The following is a 16,729-nucleotide window of genomic DNA, read 5'->3' as shown; positions in this document are numbered from 1 at the left end:
AGCAGGGAGCAGGGAGCAGGGAGCAGGGGGGGAGGAACAGTCGTGTTGAGTCCAGAAATTAGGATAATTTATTTTTTGGAGTTCCCTAATTGTAGAGTGGGTATCTTGGAAGTCTTTAGTTAAGGGTGTCAAGATACTCACCAAACAAGATTGGATATTTTATTTTTTGGAAATCCTTAAACTTTAACCTTAGCTTTTGACCAAACGCCGTTTTCATCTTCATCATATTGCTGATGAACAGACTCCCAAGCAGCTTGTTCAGCAGTGAACTCGTCATTTTTTTCATTGAAGACAGTGTTATAGCGCTCAATGAATGTGCGTTGAGCTTCATCAGAAAGATGAGCGCGAACTTCAGGAGACAAATCTTCTGGGCTGTTGCACTGTCCGGGACAAGGGCGAGCAAAGGTTTTTTCAATGGTGTTAATTTCTTCGCCACCAGCACTTTCGAGGAGCAATTGAAATTCGCCGGTGCGATCGCTCGGTACTTCTGCCATCAATAAGAACTCGCCAGCTTGTAAGCGGGTTTGGTAGATAGTCGCTTTATCTTCTGGCATCCCCAAAGTAGTTAGAACCGATACTAGGCCAGCACCTGCACTACCTGCGATCGCTCCACTAGCAGCCCCTAACAACACTGCACCAATAGGCCCTGCTGCTACGATTGGGCCGACAAAGGGAATAAACAATACACCTACACCCGTGAGCAAGCTGAGAAAGGAACCAAACAAGGAACCAAAAACTGCCCCTGTTCTCAAACCTCCCAGAATCACATCTTTTTTACTAATAAAGCCAGCGATTCTAGTTTCCGACTGAAAATTTCTGCCCATGACCGAAATATGATCTCTAGGCACACCCCTGTCTAGTAAACGTCGAATCACATCATCAATTTGCTTCTGTTCTTTGAATACGGCAGAGATAGTACGTTCTGCTTTATAAACTTCTGGCACTTAAAAACTCCTTTTTTGGTTTGTATTATCTTGCTTTTGCAATGAATATGGTGAATAGGTAGATGTAGGAAAATTAACCCTTTCACACCATTTAGAAGGAGGATTGATTTCTCCTTCTAACTGATTTAACAGACAACCATGCTCAACTCAGCCCCTATGAGCTACACACCGACAGGAGTCTTGGCCCCTTCTGCTGGCTGTCTACCATCTGGGCCGAGTGCTTCCCCTTCAATAAATGAACGCAGCATCCAAGCCATTTCCTCATGCTCTTCCATGAGTCCAGTCAGAAAGTCAGCAGTTCCTTGATCGTGGAACTCATCACCAGACTGATCCACATGGTCTCTTAAGTTACGAATAACCTGCTCGTGGTCTTCCACTAGATTAGCTACCATCCCCGTTGCTGTGGGAACATTACCAGCATGTTCCTTGAGAGTAGCAATCTTGAGAAATCCTTCCATTGTGCCAACTGGATAACCGCCCAAAGCACGAATCCGCTCTGCTAAAGCATCAATATTTAGAGTCAGCTTTTCGTAGTGTTCTTCCCAAAGCTGGTGCAAAGAGCGGAACTGAGGCCCAACGACATCCCAGTGATACTTTTTGGTTTTCACCAACAGTAGATAGGCATCTGCCAAATCTTGATTTAACAGATTAATTACACCTTGACGCTGTTCTTCTGTCAAACCAATGTTTATCGCACGCATTGTTTTCCATCCCTAAGCAAACTTATCTACTAACTTCCCAAATTTCACACAGATTCCACATCAACCAAAGGAAATATTATGAGCTTAAATTAATTACCGCATTTATAATTATGCCTATGTCTTAATAGGTAGTGTTAAGCCAGTAATCTAGTAATTAGCGAACTTTATTGTTTTTAAGATCCAAAAATCAGAATATTAAATATAATAGTTAATTAAAACTATCTAAACGCAATTTCCCAAAAATTGCTTAGGATGAACATAATTTTATATCTACTTGAATTTGCCACCTTAAAATTAATTACTAATTAGTAATGGGTGACTGCGTTTACGCAATCACCCATTATTATCGAAAAATTACCAGAACTATTATTTTAGTTACTTACCTGTAACTTTCTCCAACACATTCTTTATATTTTCTTCAACAGATGTTGCACTCTGGGAATTTTCTGGACGCTTTTGCTTATCAATATCAGCAGCTCCCTGCACCTCATTGAGTCCTGCGTTAGTTTCTTTTTGAGTCTTTCTCAATCCTATTGGTGGTTCTTTAGCGGCTTCGTCAGTTTTGCGCTGAATGTCAAGCAGTTGTGTAGTAGCTTCGGTAGGGTCACTTTGGTAGCTATCGATCGCAAAAGCAGGAAAAGCACTAGATAACAATAGTATAGCGCAAGTAAAAGCCACAACTAGAAAACGTACTGGGCTTAAGATAGATAAAACAGAAGCAATAATCTTCATTTCAAATCCTCGATAACAGCTTTAACAACGCAGAACTTTGATTGAAATAGCGGAAGCTCATACCTTTATTTGGTAAACTTGAGCAATAATAAAAATATCAAGCCACGCTTCAATCTGGAAGTTCTTTAGAAACGAACCTGATGAAGAAATTGTCCTTGTACTTCTGCATCGAAATAGTAAGGGATAATAAGCAAATACCACCTTAATTCTTTAGCAAAATCATTACGTTTTTTCTTGACAATCTTCTCTCAAGGTTCCCTGTATCTACTTGTACTTTGAAAATGTTAATGCCTGCATCAATCTCTAGAATGAAATTTCCTATATCTATAGTTGTAATAAAATCAGTCTCTAGGTATATCGACTTAATATAGTTATGGCAGGTTAACGAAAATTGGCGGGAATCCCATCTCTTCAAGGAGTATCCGGGATAACTTCCCGCCGATTTAGTCATTAGTCAGTGGTAAATAGTGATTAGTACCAATAACTAATCACTAATGACTTCGATTTCCCCAGCACAATTCAAGAGAACATCGCTTTGCTCGTTTTTTCGAATTGCCGCGGAATGAGTTAATGTTTCTAGTATTATGTTCAGTTAGCTTGACTTTATCCAGTCAAAGGACTTTAAAGACTATGCACTTTAACTAAACCGGATTGCGAGCACAGGAGCAAACAGAAAATTCTGCCCCTCTGCTCTTAATAGTCCCCATTGGCAATTTCCTCTAAACTTGATAAGTCTGCTTTATTACCTCTTCTATTGAACTTACGCAATGGAACATTTCTATTAATTCATGGGATCTTGTTTTTCGCTTCGCCAGCAGCACTTTTAACGGTGTTAAATAATGAACATCGGGGTCATCTCCCAAAGCAACTTCGGCTGCTTGCAAGACTTTTGTCGCATTCCCAAAAATATCCTCGTTGTCAAACCCTTCTTTTGCAGAAAGTTGATGTAACGCTGCATTAGGTACGGTTGCTCTACCCAGCAAGGTTTCATCTAACACCAAACCTTTCAATAATGTCAGCAAAGCCGCATAGATTAAAAAATTATCACAACTATCACAAGCCTTAAATTCAATACGTCCTACTTCAGCCGGAATACGGGCGATTTTTGTCAAGGAAGGTGTGCTATCAATCAGTTGTTCTTGTTTTTGAACAAAAACTAGGGCTGCTGGTCTTTTTCCGGTTCTGATAAAAGTTCGTACTGATAGTCCATCCCATAAACCTCCCTTATAAAAAGGGGAACTATAACTAAAAGGGACGATATAAGGACTGTAATAAGTTAACTTTCTGCCAATATCAATTACACGTTCAGTAGACAAATCTGCCACTGAAATATTTAAGTCCGGGCCGTATGACACCATATGAATATTAGCAGTTTGTTCGTCAGGATAAGCCTCTAACTGTTTGATTTCATAATCGTTTAATGGGGGTTGAGGCTCAAAAACAGGATTGTATGGATTAAAACTAACTAAAACTGGTGAGAAACCAAAGTTAGCAGCAATCTCACGTAGCAAGCCAAAACTTTCTGATAATTCAGTAATAGCGCCTTGAATATTAGAATGTATAGTCGTTCTAATTTCAATACCTTTAGCATGACAGTCTATCACCTTGTCGGAATCTGCAAATCTCTCAAACCCCTCAATATACCATCTTTTGATCTTAATACCTGCATCCCCAACCCGCAGTTGAGGATAGTCGCTGAGGTATGTGGGTAGCTTTTCAATAATTTGATTGAAATCAGCAAATTTGGTGTGGGAAAAATCAGCAAATTTTCCTTCTTTGTTTAGGAAAGCGACTTCATGCTCAATGCCAAATAAAAACATTATGTATACCTTAATTCTTTAGAGTTAGCCTAATTTAACTAATGCCAAGCAATACGAATCCCACAGAATAGGCGTTCCGTTTCCTCAAAAAACTGTCATCGCAGAACTATGACATCCGGTAAATCTATGTCAAACCAGCAAACCTTGCCGTTATCCACTCGCTCAAAGGGTGTATTCAGTCCTGCACCAATCTCGATAACGGAACCCTGGGGATACTGATTGAGGTAAGTGCGTACCCAGTTGTCGAGGATGGTTCTTCATAAACAACAGCCTATCTGAGAAGATTTAGCAGTAGTAAATTTATTAAATTCGTAGTCTATCGCTGCAAGAATCTGAGATGATTGAGGATCTACTATAATTGGATCTGCTGCCTGAAGCTCACAATCTCTAGCCCAGAGGGGAATTAGTAGTGTTTCTTGAATGGTACCGAGGTGAACTTTGGTTTTATTCATGAATACCTCCACAACACAGATTAAATCTCCATTTTCAGTTTAAGTAGAAAAAATTCTCAACATTACTCTCAAATGGATTTTACCCCAAGACCGACTGTTGCGATTTGAAAACTTCTCTGGTTTATTTCTTGAGGCGGCCATGCCTACGCAGTTTCTGGTTTTTCTCTGCTGCCCCACTATCTTCCTAGTCGCTGGGTAGGGTAGCTTAGTAATGACTGAGGAAAGCTTGAGACGTGAGTTTATGACAAGTACCGTTCAATCCCCCTACAGCAGCGAACAGATTGCCGCTTGGTTGCGTGGGCTGCTCACCATTGCTTGGGCAGATGGTAATTTTGATGCCCAAGAACAGGAATTAATTGCCAGCATCACCAAAAATGAATTAGCTCCTAAGATTCAATGCGACTCACTAGAGGTAATTACGCCAGAAGAATTAGCCGCAGTGTTGGGTAAAGGTACATCAGCAGCGGAAAATTTCTTAAGGACAGCGATAATGGTAGCGATCGCAGATGGTACTTATTCTCCCAGCGAAGATCAGGTTCTGCATCAGTTCTGCCAAGCCTTAGAACAGCCAGAAAATTTACTAGAAGCCCTTCGCCACACCCTAGAACACCCACAGCAAGTTACCACCCCCGCTATCCCCACCCCTGCGCTGACAAAGCCTCAAATTGATGCACTACACCCCCTGCGTGACTGGCTGGATGGGCTAGATATCCAAGACCCAAGAGTAGCCCGCTTTTTGTGTAAAATGATTCCCTCCCAGTGTCCCTTTGAGCGGGATGTGACCTTATTTGGACGCAAGATTGTCCACATACCGCCGATGTGTAAAATTAACCCGTTGTATGAACAACTAGTGGGCTTACGTTTCCGCGCCCTCTCCTATCTGGCAGATAAATGCGGTGAAGATGTTTCACCATATATTTAGTTAAAGTGAAGAGTGAGGAGTTATAATTTGTAACTCCTAATTCCTAACTCCTCACTTTTCACTATTATTTAAGTATGCAATTTATCGACCAAGCAAAAATTGAAGTTGAAGCTGGTAAGGGCGGCGATGGTATTGTTGCCTTCCGCCGGGAGAAATATGTGCCGACCGGTGGCCCCTCTGGTGGTAATGGGGGACGAGGCGGTTCGGTAATTTTCGTTGCCGACGAAAACCTGCAAACTTTGCTGGACTTCAGATACAACCATCGCTTTCAGGCAGAAAAAGGGACTCGTGGTGGCCCAAGTAACTGCACCGGAGCAGGAGGAAAGGACTTGATCATCGAAGTTCCCTGCGGTACAACCATTTATGATGCTGAAACTGGCGAATTGCTGGGGGATTTAACTGAGCCGAAGCAGACTTTGCTGATTGCCCAAGGTGGTAAAGGCGGACTGGGAAATCAGCATTTCTTAAGTAACCGTAACCGCGCCCCAGAATATGCCCTCCCAGGATTACCAGGGGAAATAAAGCAGCTGCGCCTGGAATTGAAACTTTTGGCAGAAGTGGGGATTATTGGCTTACCAAATGCTGGTAAATCCACTCTAATTTCATCTTTATCAGCAGCACGTCCGAAAATCGCAGACTATCCCTTCACTACCCTGATCCCAAATTTGGGTGTAGTGCGGAAACCTACTGGTGATGGTACTGTTTTCGCCGACATTCCCGGACTAATTGAGGGAGCAGCTCACGGTGCAGGACTGGGACATGATTTCTTGCGCCATATCGAGCGCACGCGAGTGCTACTTCACTTGATTGATGCCACTAGTGATGATGTCGTTAGAGACTACAACACAATTAAGGAAGAATTACAAGCTTATGGGCGGGGTTTAGCAGAACGCCCACAAGTTGTGGCGCTGAACAAAATTGATGCAGTTGATCGGGAAACTGTCGATTTGGAGGCGTTAGCAACCCAACTTAATCATCTCTCTTACGCCCCGGTTTTTGTGATTTCAGCAGTTACCCGCACCGGCTTAGAACCGATGTTACAAGAAATCTGGAGAATTCTCGACCAAATGAAGGTTCCTGAAGAAGTCGAGGCATTTAGATAATTACTAATTCGTAATTCGTAATTCGTAATTCGTAATCAATATTTTCAGAGGGGGTAGCTGTCGGTAGTAAAAAACAAAGTATTTTTACTCACGGGGTGAAAGCTGTTAAAATTACGAATTACGTAGATTGCTTCTCGCCAGAGGTGAGTATTATTAATTACAAATTATGTTGACGCATCTTGGATCAGGGGAATTTTAATCATAAACTCAGCGCCTTGTCCTGGCTGCGAAAGACATTTTAAGAAACCGCCATGTCTTTGTGTAATAATCTGGTAGCTAATGGCAAGCCCCATCCCCGTACCTTTGCCGATGGGCTTGGTGGTAAAGAAGGGGTCGAATAGTTGTTTTCTAACATCTTCTGGTATTCCCAATCCATTATCGGCAATCGTAATTGTTACTTGATTTGGTTCCTCTAGTTGAGTGCAAATGCGAATTTGCGGGGAGGTCATTTGCTCTACCCTACGGGCGTTTTCCCAATGGATAGGACAAATGACATAGGCGCTTCGCCTTCCCGCAGGGTATGACTCTTCCAAAGCATCGATCGCATTTGACAAAATATTCATGAATACTTGATTTAGCTGCCCAGCATAACATTCAACCAGCGGGAGTTTGCCGTATTCTTTGATTATTTCAATTGTCGAGCGTTGCTCATTACCCTTGAGGCGGCTTTGCAAAATCATCAGAGTACTGTCGATTCCCTCATGGATATCAACAGCTTTCATTTCGGCTTCATCCAAGCGCGAAAAATTCCGCAGGGAAAGCACAATCTCCCGAATACGGTCTGCCCCAACTTTCATTGAGTTGATGATTTGTGGCAAATCTGATGTCAAAAATTCCAGTTCTATGAGTTCTGCAAAATCCTGAATTTCTAGCACAGGTTCAGGATAATGATTTTGGTAGAGTCGTAAAAGTGAAAGTAAATCTTGGGTGTATTCTTTGGCAGGGTTGAGATTGCCATAGATAAAATTCACCGGATTGTTAATTTCGTGTGCCACTCCTGCAACTAGTTGACCCAAGCTGGACATTTTTTCAGTTTGAATCAAGTGAGTTTGGGTGTGTTTAAGTTCGTGGAGTGTTTCTTTGAGTTCTTGGGCTTGTTGTCGAAGTTGCGCTTCTGACTTTAGCAGGGCTTCTTTGGCTTGTTTACGTTCTGTAATGTCCCTAGCAACAGCTACCTGACAGAAAGGCTTTCCTGTTTCAGGATGTTTAACCATAAACAGGCTGCAATCTGTGGGAATTTCTATATCCGTTTGAAAATGCCTATGGCGAAACTCGCCCTGCCAGAAACCATGTTCAAGCATCAAAGGAATAATTTGCTCTTTCAACTCTGCAAGAGCTTCTGGTGAATGAAAATCAACCAATAATTTAGTTTTGGCTTCTTCCAGCCTATTAAGTCCTACCATCTTGAGTCCGGCGGGGTTCACATAGACAACTTGCCCTTCTATTGAAGAAATACCAATAAAGTCGCTGCTGTTTTCAATCAACGCGACAAATTTTTGCTGTTCCTCTTCAGCGCGTTTGCGTTCTGTGATGTCTAACACCAGTGAAGCAACACCAACCACCTGGCCATCAGGAGCCACTAACGGGTTGTTATACCACTCACCGACTATTGTCCTACCATCTTTAGTGATGTTCTCATTGACACTCAAACTTCCTCCACGTTGTGTTAACAAGGCGGTGATAATCTCATTTACGTGCTTTCTAGCGCTTTCAGGTACTATGGTCTCAAAACTAGTCCCCAGCATTTCCTCTGTGGTGTATCCAAAGATTCTTTCTGCTGCGCGATTCCATGTCTGAATCTCAAATTTGGTATTCCATTCAATAATGGCTAAAGGTGTTTGTTCAATCAGCAACGCCAGTCTTTGCTGTGAAGCTCTAAGTTCTGCCTCTGCTTGCTTGTATTCGGTAATGTCGCGGTAATACCAAATCCTACCGTAATAGTCTCCTAAAGGTGATATCTCATCACAAGCCCCTTGCTGTTTATGCACGGGTGCAGAATAGCGCTCAAAAATCTCTCCAGACTTGAGGAAAATTTCATCACGGCTGCTTTCTTCTGGATGCTGGTAAAGATACTCCACCTTAGCCAGAAATTCGTCTGGATTTACTAGTTTGTCTAGTACCCATCCCACGAGTTGGCGATCGTCTCCTGTTTGGATCAGGGCCGCAGGAATTTGCCATAGCTGGGAAAATTTCTGATTAAATGATGTAACTGTAAGATTTTCATCAATAATCAGAATTCCGTCGATGGAAGCTTCTTGTTGAGCTTGCAGTACAGCATTAATGCGGTGTAGGTCTTTCTCTGCTTGCTGGCGTAAGCGCAGCGCAGCAAGCTGTTCGCTGATGTCGCAAATCAAGCAACGCCAGCCGACCTGCTGACCCTGTGAATTATACATAGCAACCATCCTGATCCGAGCAGGAAAGGCTGTACCTCCTCGTGACTGTAGATAGGCTTCCCAATCCTGCACCTGCTGCAAATTTGCCAGTTGGTTCATGAAGGTTTGGCGGTCTGGTTCAGCGATAAAGAGGATTAATGGTTTACCTACCAGATACTTTTGTCTCACAGATAGTAAAGCTGCGGCTACATAGTTAGCCTCTTTGATGATGCCAGCTACATCGGTCACCAAGTAAGCATCTGGGGCGAGATCAAACAAATCCCGGTAACGCCGATGCTCTAATTCAGCCGTTTCACGAGCGATCGCTAATTCTTCGTTTTGTTGGCGCAGTTCTTCTTCAACTACCTGAAGTTCTTCTAGGGTTACCCGAAGTGCCTCGCAGGTTTCCATAAGAACAGTAGTATCGGTAATGCCAGTTATACCTAGAACTTTCCCGGCTTCATTCTGTAAGATGATGTCTCGAATACTACCCACAATAAATTTATTACCAGTCTCATCCTCAAAACAAGACTTTTTTGTAGAGATGAGATGGGTTATACCCTGAGCATCGGTAAAAAGATCGTGGTTTTCATTCGTAATATTTGTGGTGAAAACCAGTTCATCTTTTTCGCGGAACACATCAGCTTCTGCTTGAGGAAAAAAATCATAGTCTGACTTACCAATTAATTCTTCTCGACTATGACCGACGAAATCAGAGTAGGTATCGTTAATTAATACCCAGCGATGTTGGCGATCTTTCACAAAAATTGGGTCAGATATGCCATTGATCATCTGATGCAGAAACGCCAAGGAGAAGTTTTGCGACTGCGTGTTTTGTTTTTGCGCGGGATTATCTAAGAATTTAGGATGGTTCATACCCGAATTTATCTTTAAAATCAAGCTAAACAAAAGCTGTTTAGCTACGTGTGCGCCAGCATGATTAGTATTTATTATTCCCAGACTAAATACGGTTGCAACAACCAAACCAGTCTCTAACTTTTAGTGTTTCCAGGGGATTGGGGACTAAGAAGATTGTGCTTTCTGTGGGAACAAAAACGCTAGGTGATGCCTGCGGCGGTCTACGCCAACGCATTTATCAACTGTGGTGCGGCTTTTTTGAATAGCATAATTGATACAAATGCTTAAAAGCCTTGCTTGCTCGTAAAAAAACGGAGTTAGACTAGAACCACAGGGTAACAATCAGAGGAATATTATGATGAGCGATCGCGACTATACATTAATCATTGACAAAAGCGGTAGTATGTCTACACCAGACCAAGTGGGTGGTAGAAGTAGATGGGAGATAGCCCAAGAGTCTACTCTCGCTTTGGCAAGAAAGGCTGAACAGTTTGACCCCGATGGCATCACCGTTTACTTGTTTTCCGGTAGATTTAAACGCTACGACGATGTGACCTCAGCCAAAGTCGCACAAATATTTCTCGAAAATGACCCTGCTGGAACGACAAACTTAGCAGGTGTACTTCAAGATGCTCTCAATAACTACTTTCAACGCAAAGCTGCCGGTAAAAGCAAGCCAAACGGAGAGACAATTTTAGTCATCACCGATGGTGAACCAGACGATCGCAAAGCTGTGTTTGAAGTGATCATTCATGCGACTCGCCAGATGGAACGTGATGAAGAATTAGCAATTTCGATCATTCAAGTAGGTTCAGATGCCCAAGCAACTAAGTTCCTGAAGGCTTTGGATGATCAATTGCAAAGTGTTGGCGCTAAATTTGATATTTGCGATACCGTCACTTTAGACGACTTAGAAGAAATGAGTCTTGTAGATGTATTGACGAACGCAATAACTGACTAATGTGTTGATCACCCATAGTCCAGTAACTCTGAACTCTTAATTGGAGAATTGAATAATGCTCGAAAATCGTGACTATACCTTGATTATCGACAAAAGCGGCAGCATGGCAACCCAAGATCAAAAGGGTGGTAGAAGTAGATGGTTTGCGGCACAAGAATCTACTTTAGCTTTAGCTAGCAAATGTGAGCAATTTGACCCAGATGGCATTACTATTTATGTATTTTCTGGTAAATTTAAGCGATACGAAAATGTGACATCCAGCAAGGTAGCGCAAATTTTCCGAGAAAATGATCCTTCTGGAACAACTGATTTAGCAGGTGTGTTAAAACACGCAACGGATGATTACCTTCAACGCAAAGCAGCTGGTCAAACCAAGCCAAATGGTGAAACAATTTTAGTGGTTACTGATGGTGAACCGGACGATCGCAAAGCAGTCATGAGGGTGATTATTGAAGCTTCTCGCCGCATAGATCGAGATGAAGAATTAGCCATCTCCTTCATTCAAGTCGGCACAGATCAACAAGCTACCCGATTTCTCAAAGTCTTAGACGATGAACTCCAGAGTGCTGGTGCTAAATTTGATATCTGTGACACCATTACTATGGAAGACATGGAAGATTTGAGTCTATCCGAAGTGCTACTTAATGCCATTAATGACTAGTACAGTTCGGCATAAATAATCCACGCATTGAAAATGTCTAAAACCCTATGCAGTGGAAATTACGTTAGCGTAGCGGGGCGTAGCCCATTACGAATTACGCAAAGCGGTACTAGCTATACCATTTATTAGGAATTGCAAAAATGGATTCCATTGATAAGCTATTAGCTGAACTCCAAACCGAATACAAAGAAGTACAACCACAACAACAGCAGTCAAAATCAGCCACAGCTAAATCGTTTATTCCAGCATCGCCAAAGTCGGCATCTTTTATGGATAACCTTTTGGCAGAAGTTCAGGCTGATTTTGCCGAAGAGGATGCTGCTATTGAATTAAAAAGGCAGCAAGAACTAGAACAAGAACGAATTCGACAAGAACAACTCAAAGCCAAACAACTAGAAGCTTTGAAAGTGGAAGCAAAAAAATGGTTAGCCAAAGTAGATCCACTGTCGTCCGAAGGACTTTGGTTTGAAAGGTTTGCTGAAAGTTACCCCTCAAAATTAGAGGCCGCGATTGAGTATTTACGAAACAACGAATAAAGTAATTCGTAATTCGGATAAATCTGCCAGCTAAAATTATAAGGTAGCAATTATTATTTATTATCTATGCTCAATATTAATGGCTATTTGTTTGAGCTAAATGTTGCACAGCCCATTCATGCATAGCATAGAGAATTGGTTGCAAAGTTTCTCCTAAAGGTGTCAGAGAATATTCTACCTTGGGTGGAATTTGGGGATAAACTTCTCGATGAATAATGCCGTCTTCTTCCATTTCTCTAAGTTGCTGAGTCAGCATCTTTTGCGTAACTCCAGGTAAAGCCCGTTGCAACTCACCAAACCGTTTTACGCCAGTCATTAATTCTCTAATAATTAAAACTTTCCAACGTCCTCCAATTACCTTTAGGGTAGTTTCTACTTCACAAGTCAGCCTGAGATGGTTTTCTGCTTCAGCTTTCATAGTTTTTTGTAGGAAATATTTTAATTTTAAGTGCTTTGAGGGGAGTTGAAGCACACCTGCCCCCAGCCTCTTTATTTAACGTTGCTAATGCGCCAAGTGCCAATCATGATTGTTCACTATTAATACTCTCATAAATACTGGATATAGGAATCATATTTGATTTCTGAAAAAATCTAAGTATTTGTAGGGTGTGTTAGGCGTAAGCCGTAACGCATCAAAGCCTTAAGAATGGTGCGTTACGCTGTCGCTAACGCACCCTACGTATCTTTTCAAAAATCAAATACTAGTCCTATAGTAGTTTTTCAAACACAACTGCTTTAAATTCTTGATTGTTCATCACTTGCATAAATATTTTTTCGCTACCATTGTTGATTGTGTCTATTTTCAAGTCTAGATAAATCATGAGTGAAAGTGAAATGAGTCACTTTTTACGTAGATTTTGGTTTGAAAACATGTATTTTTATACGTGGTTAAGTCAACGTTAAGAATTCTCTCAAAATCGCCAGTTTTTGGAGTGTAAACAGTTACGTATGGGAAAATAAACTTAAGCATCAACAAATATCTTTTTGTAAATTTTTGTTTGTTTTTAAGAACGTTAATGTGTTGAAACATACGCATATGTGTAGGTGGGGTCCGTCGTAGCTATCGCTGCATAGCTGCATACATTAATTTAAATTTCTCTTGATTTAGTCTCTGGGAATCAGCAAATAAAGGCTGATTCTCCCAAAGATGAACTTTTATTTACTCAATGCAGGCTTAATGCATTAAGTAAGTGCAAGTTTAATAAAAATTGGAGGTTATAAAATGGCAATTCGGAATAACTTAGTTACTAATTTCTGGCAAAAAGTGCAAAAAGATTCAGTTAGCTGGGGATCGTTAGCTCTTTGGATAAGTGCATTATTTGTTCTATTAGTAATGCTTACAATGTTTTCTAACGCTTAATCTCAGCAAGATTATTCTAGTTCCTGGGCAGTAGCCTGGGAACTAAGATAGGGTAAAATCACATCCATAAAAAACTCAAATTTGCAAATCTTAAGTTTGGTATAAAATAAAACTTAAAAATGCAGCGCGATCGCTCTCTTTGGGTGGAGTAAATGCCAGATATATTGTGATTCAACAACGCCAATTTTGGGAACTAATTAGTTAACTGTTCAGAAACTCACCAAAAACTGATAGCGTCAAACAAAGTAAAATATCGTTGTGGACGTTAAAGCTTGAAAACGCGTTCTAATTATTGGCAACTGCTGCCTTATATCCGACTCCAGTGGCAAACCATCACCAAGGGTATTATTGGTATCTTGGGATATGTGCTGGCGACATTAGTGTTGATCAATCTTGCCGGGAAATTGGCAACTCCCTTTGCACAAGGTAATGTAGTAGCGATCGCTCAAATAACTGGCAGTTGCGCCTTAGTATTTCTTGTTAGAGGATTGTTTCAATCTATACAAGATATGTACATGGCAAAAGCTGCTTTAAGAGTTGCTTTTAACCTCCGCCAGCAAGTCTACGCCCATCTTCAAAAGCTAAATCTCAGCTATTTTGAGACGGCAAAAGCAGGTGATTTGTCTTACCGCCTCACGGAAGATGTTGACCGGGTTGGCGAAGTGGTAAATAAAGTATTTCACGACTTTATCCCCTGCATTTTGCAGTTGCTAGCAATTCCGATTTACATGGTTTACCTAAATTGGCAATTGACATTAGCAACAGTGATAGTTGCACCGCTAATGGCTATTTTAGTTGGCTGGTTTGGTGAACGGTTACGCAAATATTCCTTAAAAAGTCAAAATCGCGTGTCGGGTTTATCAGCCATTCTCGCGGAAGTTTTCAACGGTATTCGTTTGGTACAGGCTTTTGCTGCCGAAAATTACGAAATTGCCCGCTTTGGCCATGAAGCAGAACGCAGTCTCAAAGCAAAATACTCAGCCGAACGCCTCAAAGCGATTCAGATTCCCATCGTCGGATTTCTGGAAGCTTTGAGTGCGTTATCGTTACTGATTGTGGGAGCGTGGCAAATTTCCCAAAACAACTTGACAGTGGCAAATTTTTTCAGTTATCTAGCGGCGGCGGCGCTGTTAATTGATCCCATTGGTCATACTACTAACAACTACAACGAATTTAAGCAGGGTGAAGCATCAGTTGATCGCGTTTTTGAATTGATGGCAATTCAACCAACGGTGATCGAAAAAACAAATGCGATCGCTCTACCTCCAGTCAACGGCAAAGTAGAATATCGTCATATTTCCTTTGCTTATAAACCGGGAGAACCTGTATTAAAAGATATCAGTTTATTGGTATCACCAGGTGAAGCGATCGCTCTTGTGGGTGCTTCTGGCGCTGGTAAAACCACATTTGTCAATCTTCTCCCCCGTTTTTACGACCCCGAAACTGGTCAAATCTTCATTGACGGTGTTGATATTCGGGATGTGAAGCTGCATAGTTTACGGCGACAAATTGGGATTGTTCCTCAAGAAACCATCATGTTTTCGGGGACAATTGCCCAAAATATTGCTTTTGGACAAGATGTTTTTGACATGGAAGCAGTTATAGAGGCGGCGAAAATTGCTAATGCTCATCAATTTATTAGCCAACTGCCAGAGGGTTATCAGACTTGGGTGGGTGAACGTGGGGTAAACTTATCAGGTGGACAAAGACAAAGAATTGCGATCGCTCGTGCTGTTCTGCTCAATCCTCAAATCTTGATTCTTGACGAGGCGACATCAGCATTAGATTCTGAGTCAGAAGCGCTGGTACAGGAAGCGCTGGAAAGATTGATGCAAAAACGCACAGTATTTATTATTGCTCACCGTTTATCAACCGTCAGACGGTGCGATCGCATTTTAGTTCTCGAACAGGGACAAATTGTTGAATCGGGAACTCATGAGGAATTATTAGCCTTAGAACGTCGCTATGCGCGGTTTTATGCCCAGCAATTTAGTTAGCTCCGAACTTTAGACATACGGAAAAATTAGCGATTGAGAAACCCTTCAAATGTCCTTTATGGATTTAGCATCATTTTTGCAAAAATAATTTCATTAACAATATCCATGACATCATTTATTACATCTTCTGCTGTTGATGGATCATTGATATATTGATTCAGTGACTTGAATTTTTCCGGTGAGATATTTCCCATTAGTTTACTATCCCAATTTTGTAGCATTTCGTCGAACACTTTTTTGGCATCGCCATTAGTGCATACAATAGGAATCACCGGAATTTTTTCTTGTTTAGCATACAGATAAGTTTCATAAGTTCCGCCAACACCCCCCAGAAGAATAACCAAATCTGAATGTCGCAAACAATCGAGCCATTCATTAATACCTGACTCCGTATATTCGACTTTTCCACCCTTAAATACAGGTTGTTTTCCTCGCGGAACAACGTGTGTTAACTTCTCGGTTAAGCGGATATTTTGTTGCGCGATTTTTTCAGCAAACTTATCAGCTACAACATAATCTACTCCCTCCCATCCACCTGTTATCAAGTTATAGTTATATCCTGCTATTTTTTCACCAAGCTTTTGAGCGCACCAATTGATTTCATTAGGAATATTAAAGTATCCTGTGCCTGCAACTAAAATGCTTTTTTTGCTTCTGAGTTGAACAGCATCATTTTTAATAGAATCAGTAAGCTGATTGATAAATGCATTAAAGTTATGTGATGGATCAATGCTTAATTTATCCGAGATAAAAAACATGAATTCATCAATTTTTTGGGAAATTTCTATAATTTTTTCAGCCACATCATACATTGCTGAATGTTCGTGCGAAGATACTTCTGAACCGATGAGTTGTTTGGTTTTTTCTCTCTGTTGCTTCCAGTATTTTATGTACTCGCTCTTACCTTCTTTGGTATATACATTGGCATCCTGTAAAACAACTGGAAAAACTTTTTGTTCATAATCCTTGCGTTTCATGATTTCAAGAGCTTCAAACATACAGTATTCCGAACGCAAATATTTGTCGCTGACAACAATAATCACATAGTTACCACGCCCGATTTCCTGCATGAAGTTCTGTATACTCTTACCTAGTGTTAAGTAATTGCGATCGCGAATTAAGTTGTAATGTTCAGAAACAAGTGCTGCACAAATTTTATCAACTAATTCTTCGCGTTGACTGCCTAATTCACTCTGGTTATCTTTCCATGCATACGATATGTATATCTGATTCATTTTTTTAAGATTTTCTTAGATGCTATAGAGAAGTTTGGAAACAATGAGTGAATAGAATTTACTACTACATAAACT

The 16,729-nt window shown here is 41.1% G+C and carries 15 protein-coding genes; 7 read left to right on the top strand and 8 right to left on the bottom strand.

Translation table 11 applies throughout. The features are described from left to right. Positions 1 to 176: 176 nt before the first annotated feature. The 5 genes from H6G92_RS02380 to H6G92_RS02360 form a co-directional block, all read right to left on the bottom strand. A complete protein-coding gene (locus H6G92_RS02380) occupies positions 177 to 944 on the bottom strand; it encodes a ChaB family protein (RefSeq protein WP_190890334.1) in 768 nt (255 codons plus the stop codon). Between the two features lie 161 nt (positions 945 to 1,105). Continuing rightward, the gene (locus H6G92_RS02375) at positions 1,106 to 1,645 is read right to left on the bottom strand and encodes a Dps family protein (protein WP_190890331.1); all 540 of its coding nucleotides are present in this window, start codon (positions 1,643 to 1,645) and stop codon (positions 1,106 to 1,108) included. A 375-nt stretch (positions 1,646 to 2,020) separates the two neighbouring features. After that, positions 2,021 to 2,377 (bottom strand): hypothetical protein, encoded by a 357-nt coding sequence (locus H6G92_RS02370; protein ID WP_190890329.1) that lies wholly within the window; start codon positions 2,375 to 2,377, stop codon positions 2,021 to 2,023. 719 nt (positions 2,378 to 3,096) lie between these two features. Then, positions 3,097 to 4,197, bottom strand: a complete 1,101-nt coding sequence (locus H6G92_RS02365) for a glutamate--cysteine ligase (protein ID WP_190890327.1) — start codon at positions 4,195 to 4,197, stop codon at positions 3,097 to 3,099. A gap of 257 nt (positions 4,198 to 4,454) precedes the next feature. Beyond that, on the bottom strand, positions 4,455 to 4,649 hold the full coding sequence (locus H6G92_RS02360; protein WP_190890325.1) for a hypothetical protein: 195 nt from the start codon (positions 4,647 to 4,649) through the stop codon (positions 4,455 to 4,457). A gap of 241 nt (positions 4,650 to 4,890) precedes the next feature. Between H6G92_RS02360 and H6G92_RS02355 the strand changes: the two genes are divergently transcribed. After that, positions 4,891 to 5,571, top strand: a complete 681-nt coding sequence (locus tag H6G92_RS02355) for a Mo-dependent nitrogenase C-terminal domain-containing protein (RefSeq protein ID WP_190890323.1) — start codon at positions 4,891 to 4,893, stop codon at positions 5,569 to 5,571. Positions 5,572 to 5,645: 74 nt separating this feature from the next. Beyond that, positions 5,646 to 6,674: a GTPase ObgE gene (gene obgE, locus H6G92_RS02350; protein ID WP_190890321.1), complete on the top strand. Its 1,029-nt coding sequence runs from the start codon at positions 5,646 to 5,648 to the stop codon at positions 6,672 to 6,674. A 164-nt stretch (positions 6,675 to 6,838) separates the two neighbouring features. Here obgE and H6G92_RS02345 read toward each other — a convergent pair whose 3' ends face one another. Next, positions 6,839 to 9,922, bottom strand: coding sequence for a PAS domain-containing sensor histidine kinase (locus H6G92_RS02345; RefSeq protein WP_190890319.1), 3,084 nt, complete (start codon positions 9,920 to 9,922; stop codon positions 6,839 to 6,841). 95 nt (positions 9,923 to 10,017) lie between these two features. Here H6G92_RS02345 and H6G92_RS02340 point away from each other — a divergent pair, with 95 nt between their 5' ends. The 4 genes from H6G92_RS02340 (at position 10,018) to H6G92_RS02325 (ending at position 12,062) form a co-directional block, all read left to right on the top strand. Then, positions 10,018 to 10,170, top strand: a complete 153-nt coding sequence (locus H6G92_RS02340; protein ID WP_190890317.1) for a hypothetical protein — start codon at positions 10,018 to 10,020, stop codon at positions 10,168 to 10,170. Between the two features lie 89 nt (positions 10,171 to 10,259). After that, positions 10,260 to 10,865, top strand: a complete 606-nt coding sequence (locus tag H6G92_RS02335; RefSeq protein WP_190890315.1) for a vWA domain-containing protein — start codon at positions 10,260 to 10,262, stop codon at positions 10,863 to 10,865. 55 nt (positions 10,866 to 10,920) lie between these two features. Continuing rightward, entirely contained in the window at positions 10,921 to 11,526 is a 606-nt protein-coding gene (locus H6G92_RS02330; RefSeq protein ID WP_190890313.1) for a vWA domain-containing protein, read from the top strand. A 140-nt stretch (positions 11,527 to 11,666) separates the two neighbouring features. Beyond that, positions 11,667 to 12,062: a salt stress protein, Slr1339 family gene (locus tag H6G92_RS02325; protein ID WP_190890311.1), complete on the top strand. Its 396-nt coding sequence runs from the start codon at positions 11,667 to 11,669 to the stop codon at positions 12,060 to 12,062. 76 nt (positions 12,063 to 12,138) lie between these two features. Here H6G92_RS02325 and H6G92_RS02320 read toward each other — a convergent pair whose 3' ends face one another. Continuing rightward, entirely contained in the window at positions 12,139 to 12,480 is a 342-nt protein-coding gene (locus H6G92_RS02320) for a winged helix-turn-helix transcriptional regulator (RefSeq protein ID WP_190890309.1), read from the bottom strand. A 1,214-nt stretch (positions 12,481 to 13,694) separates the two neighbouring features. Between H6G92_RS02320 and H6G92_RS02315 the strand changes: the two genes are divergently transcribed. Next, positions 13,695 to 15,419 (top strand): ABC transporter ATP-binding protein, encoded by a 1,725-nt coding sequence (locus H6G92_RS02315; RefSeq protein ID WP_190890307.1) that lies wholly within the window; start codon positions 13,695 to 13,697, stop codon positions 15,417 to 15,419. Positions 15,420 to 15,475: 56 nt separating this feature from the next. Here H6G92_RS02315 and H6G92_RS02310 read toward each other — a convergent pair whose 3' ends face one another. Continuing rightward, positions 15,476 to 16,654 (bottom strand): TIR domain-containing protein, encoded by a 1,179-nt coding sequence (locus H6G92_RS02310; protein ID WP_190890305.1) that lies wholly within the window; start codon positions 16,652 to 16,654, stop codon positions 15,476 to 15,478. Positions 16,655 to 16,729 lie beyond the last annotated feature (75 nt).

The sequence above is a fragment of the Nostoc foliaceum FACHB-393 genome, from assembly GCF_014698505.1.
GTDB classification, from domain to species: domain Bacteria; phylum Cyanobacteriota; class Cyanobacteriia; order Cyanobacteriales; family Nostocaceae; genus Nostoc; species Nostoc foliaceum_A.
Note: the sequence above shows the minus strand (reverse complement) of the source record. Positions and strands in the feature narration are given on the sequence as shown.

What these genes read in the sequence shown, in the direction of transcription:
- H6G92_RS02375 (WP_190890331.1), bottom strand. Translation starts at nt 1,645, where the DNA reads ATGCGTGCGATAAACATTGGTTTGACAGAAGAACAGCGTCAAGGTGTA.
- H6G92_RS02325 (WP_190890311.1), top strand. Translation starts at nt 11,667, where the DNA reads ATGGATTCCATTGATAAGCTATTAGCTGAACTCCAAACCGAATACAAA.
- H6G92_RS02360 (WP_190890325.1), bottom strand. Translation starts at nt 4,649, where the DNA reads ATGAATAAAACCAAAGTTCACCTCGGTACCATTCAAGAAACACTACTA.
- H6G92_RS02310 (WP_190890305.1), bottom strand. Translation starts at nt 16,654, where the DNA reads ATGAATCAGATATACATATCGTATGCATGGAAAGATAACCAGAGTGAA.
- obgE (WP_190890321.1), top strand. Translation starts at nt 5,646, where the DNA reads ATGCAATTTATCGACCAAGCAAAAATTGAAGTTGAAGCTGGTAAGGGC.
- H6G92_RS02320 (WP_190890309.1), bottom strand. Translation starts at nt 12,480, where the DNA reads ATGAAAGCTGAAGCAGAAAACCATCTCAGGCTGACTTGTGAAGTAGAA.
- H6G92_RS02335 (WP_190890315.1), top strand. Translation starts at nt 10,260, where the DNA reads ATGATGAGCGATCGCGACTATACATTAATCATTGACAAAAGCGGTAGT.
- H6G92_RS02330 (WP_190890313.1), top strand. Translation starts at nt 10,921, where the DNA reads ATGCTCGAAAATCGTGACTATACCTTGATTATCGACAAAAGCGGCAGC.
- H6G92_RS02355 (WP_190890323.1), top strand. Translation starts at nt 4,891, where the DNA reads ATGACAAGTACCGTTCAATCCCCCTACAGCAGCGAACAGATTGCCGCT.
- H6G92_RS02345 (WP_190890319.1), bottom strand. Translation starts at nt 9,922, where the DNA reads ATGAACCATCCTAAATTCTTAGATAATCCCGCGCAAAAACAAAACACG.
- H6G92_RS02370 (WP_190890329.1), bottom strand. Translation starts at nt 2,377, where the DNA reads ATGAAGATTATTGCTTCTGTTTTATCTATCTTAAGCCCAGTACGTTTT.
- H6G92_RS02365 (WP_190890327.1), bottom strand. Translation starts at nt 4,197, where the DNA reads ATGTTTTTATTTGGCATTGAGCATGAAGTCGCTTTCCTAAACAAAGAA.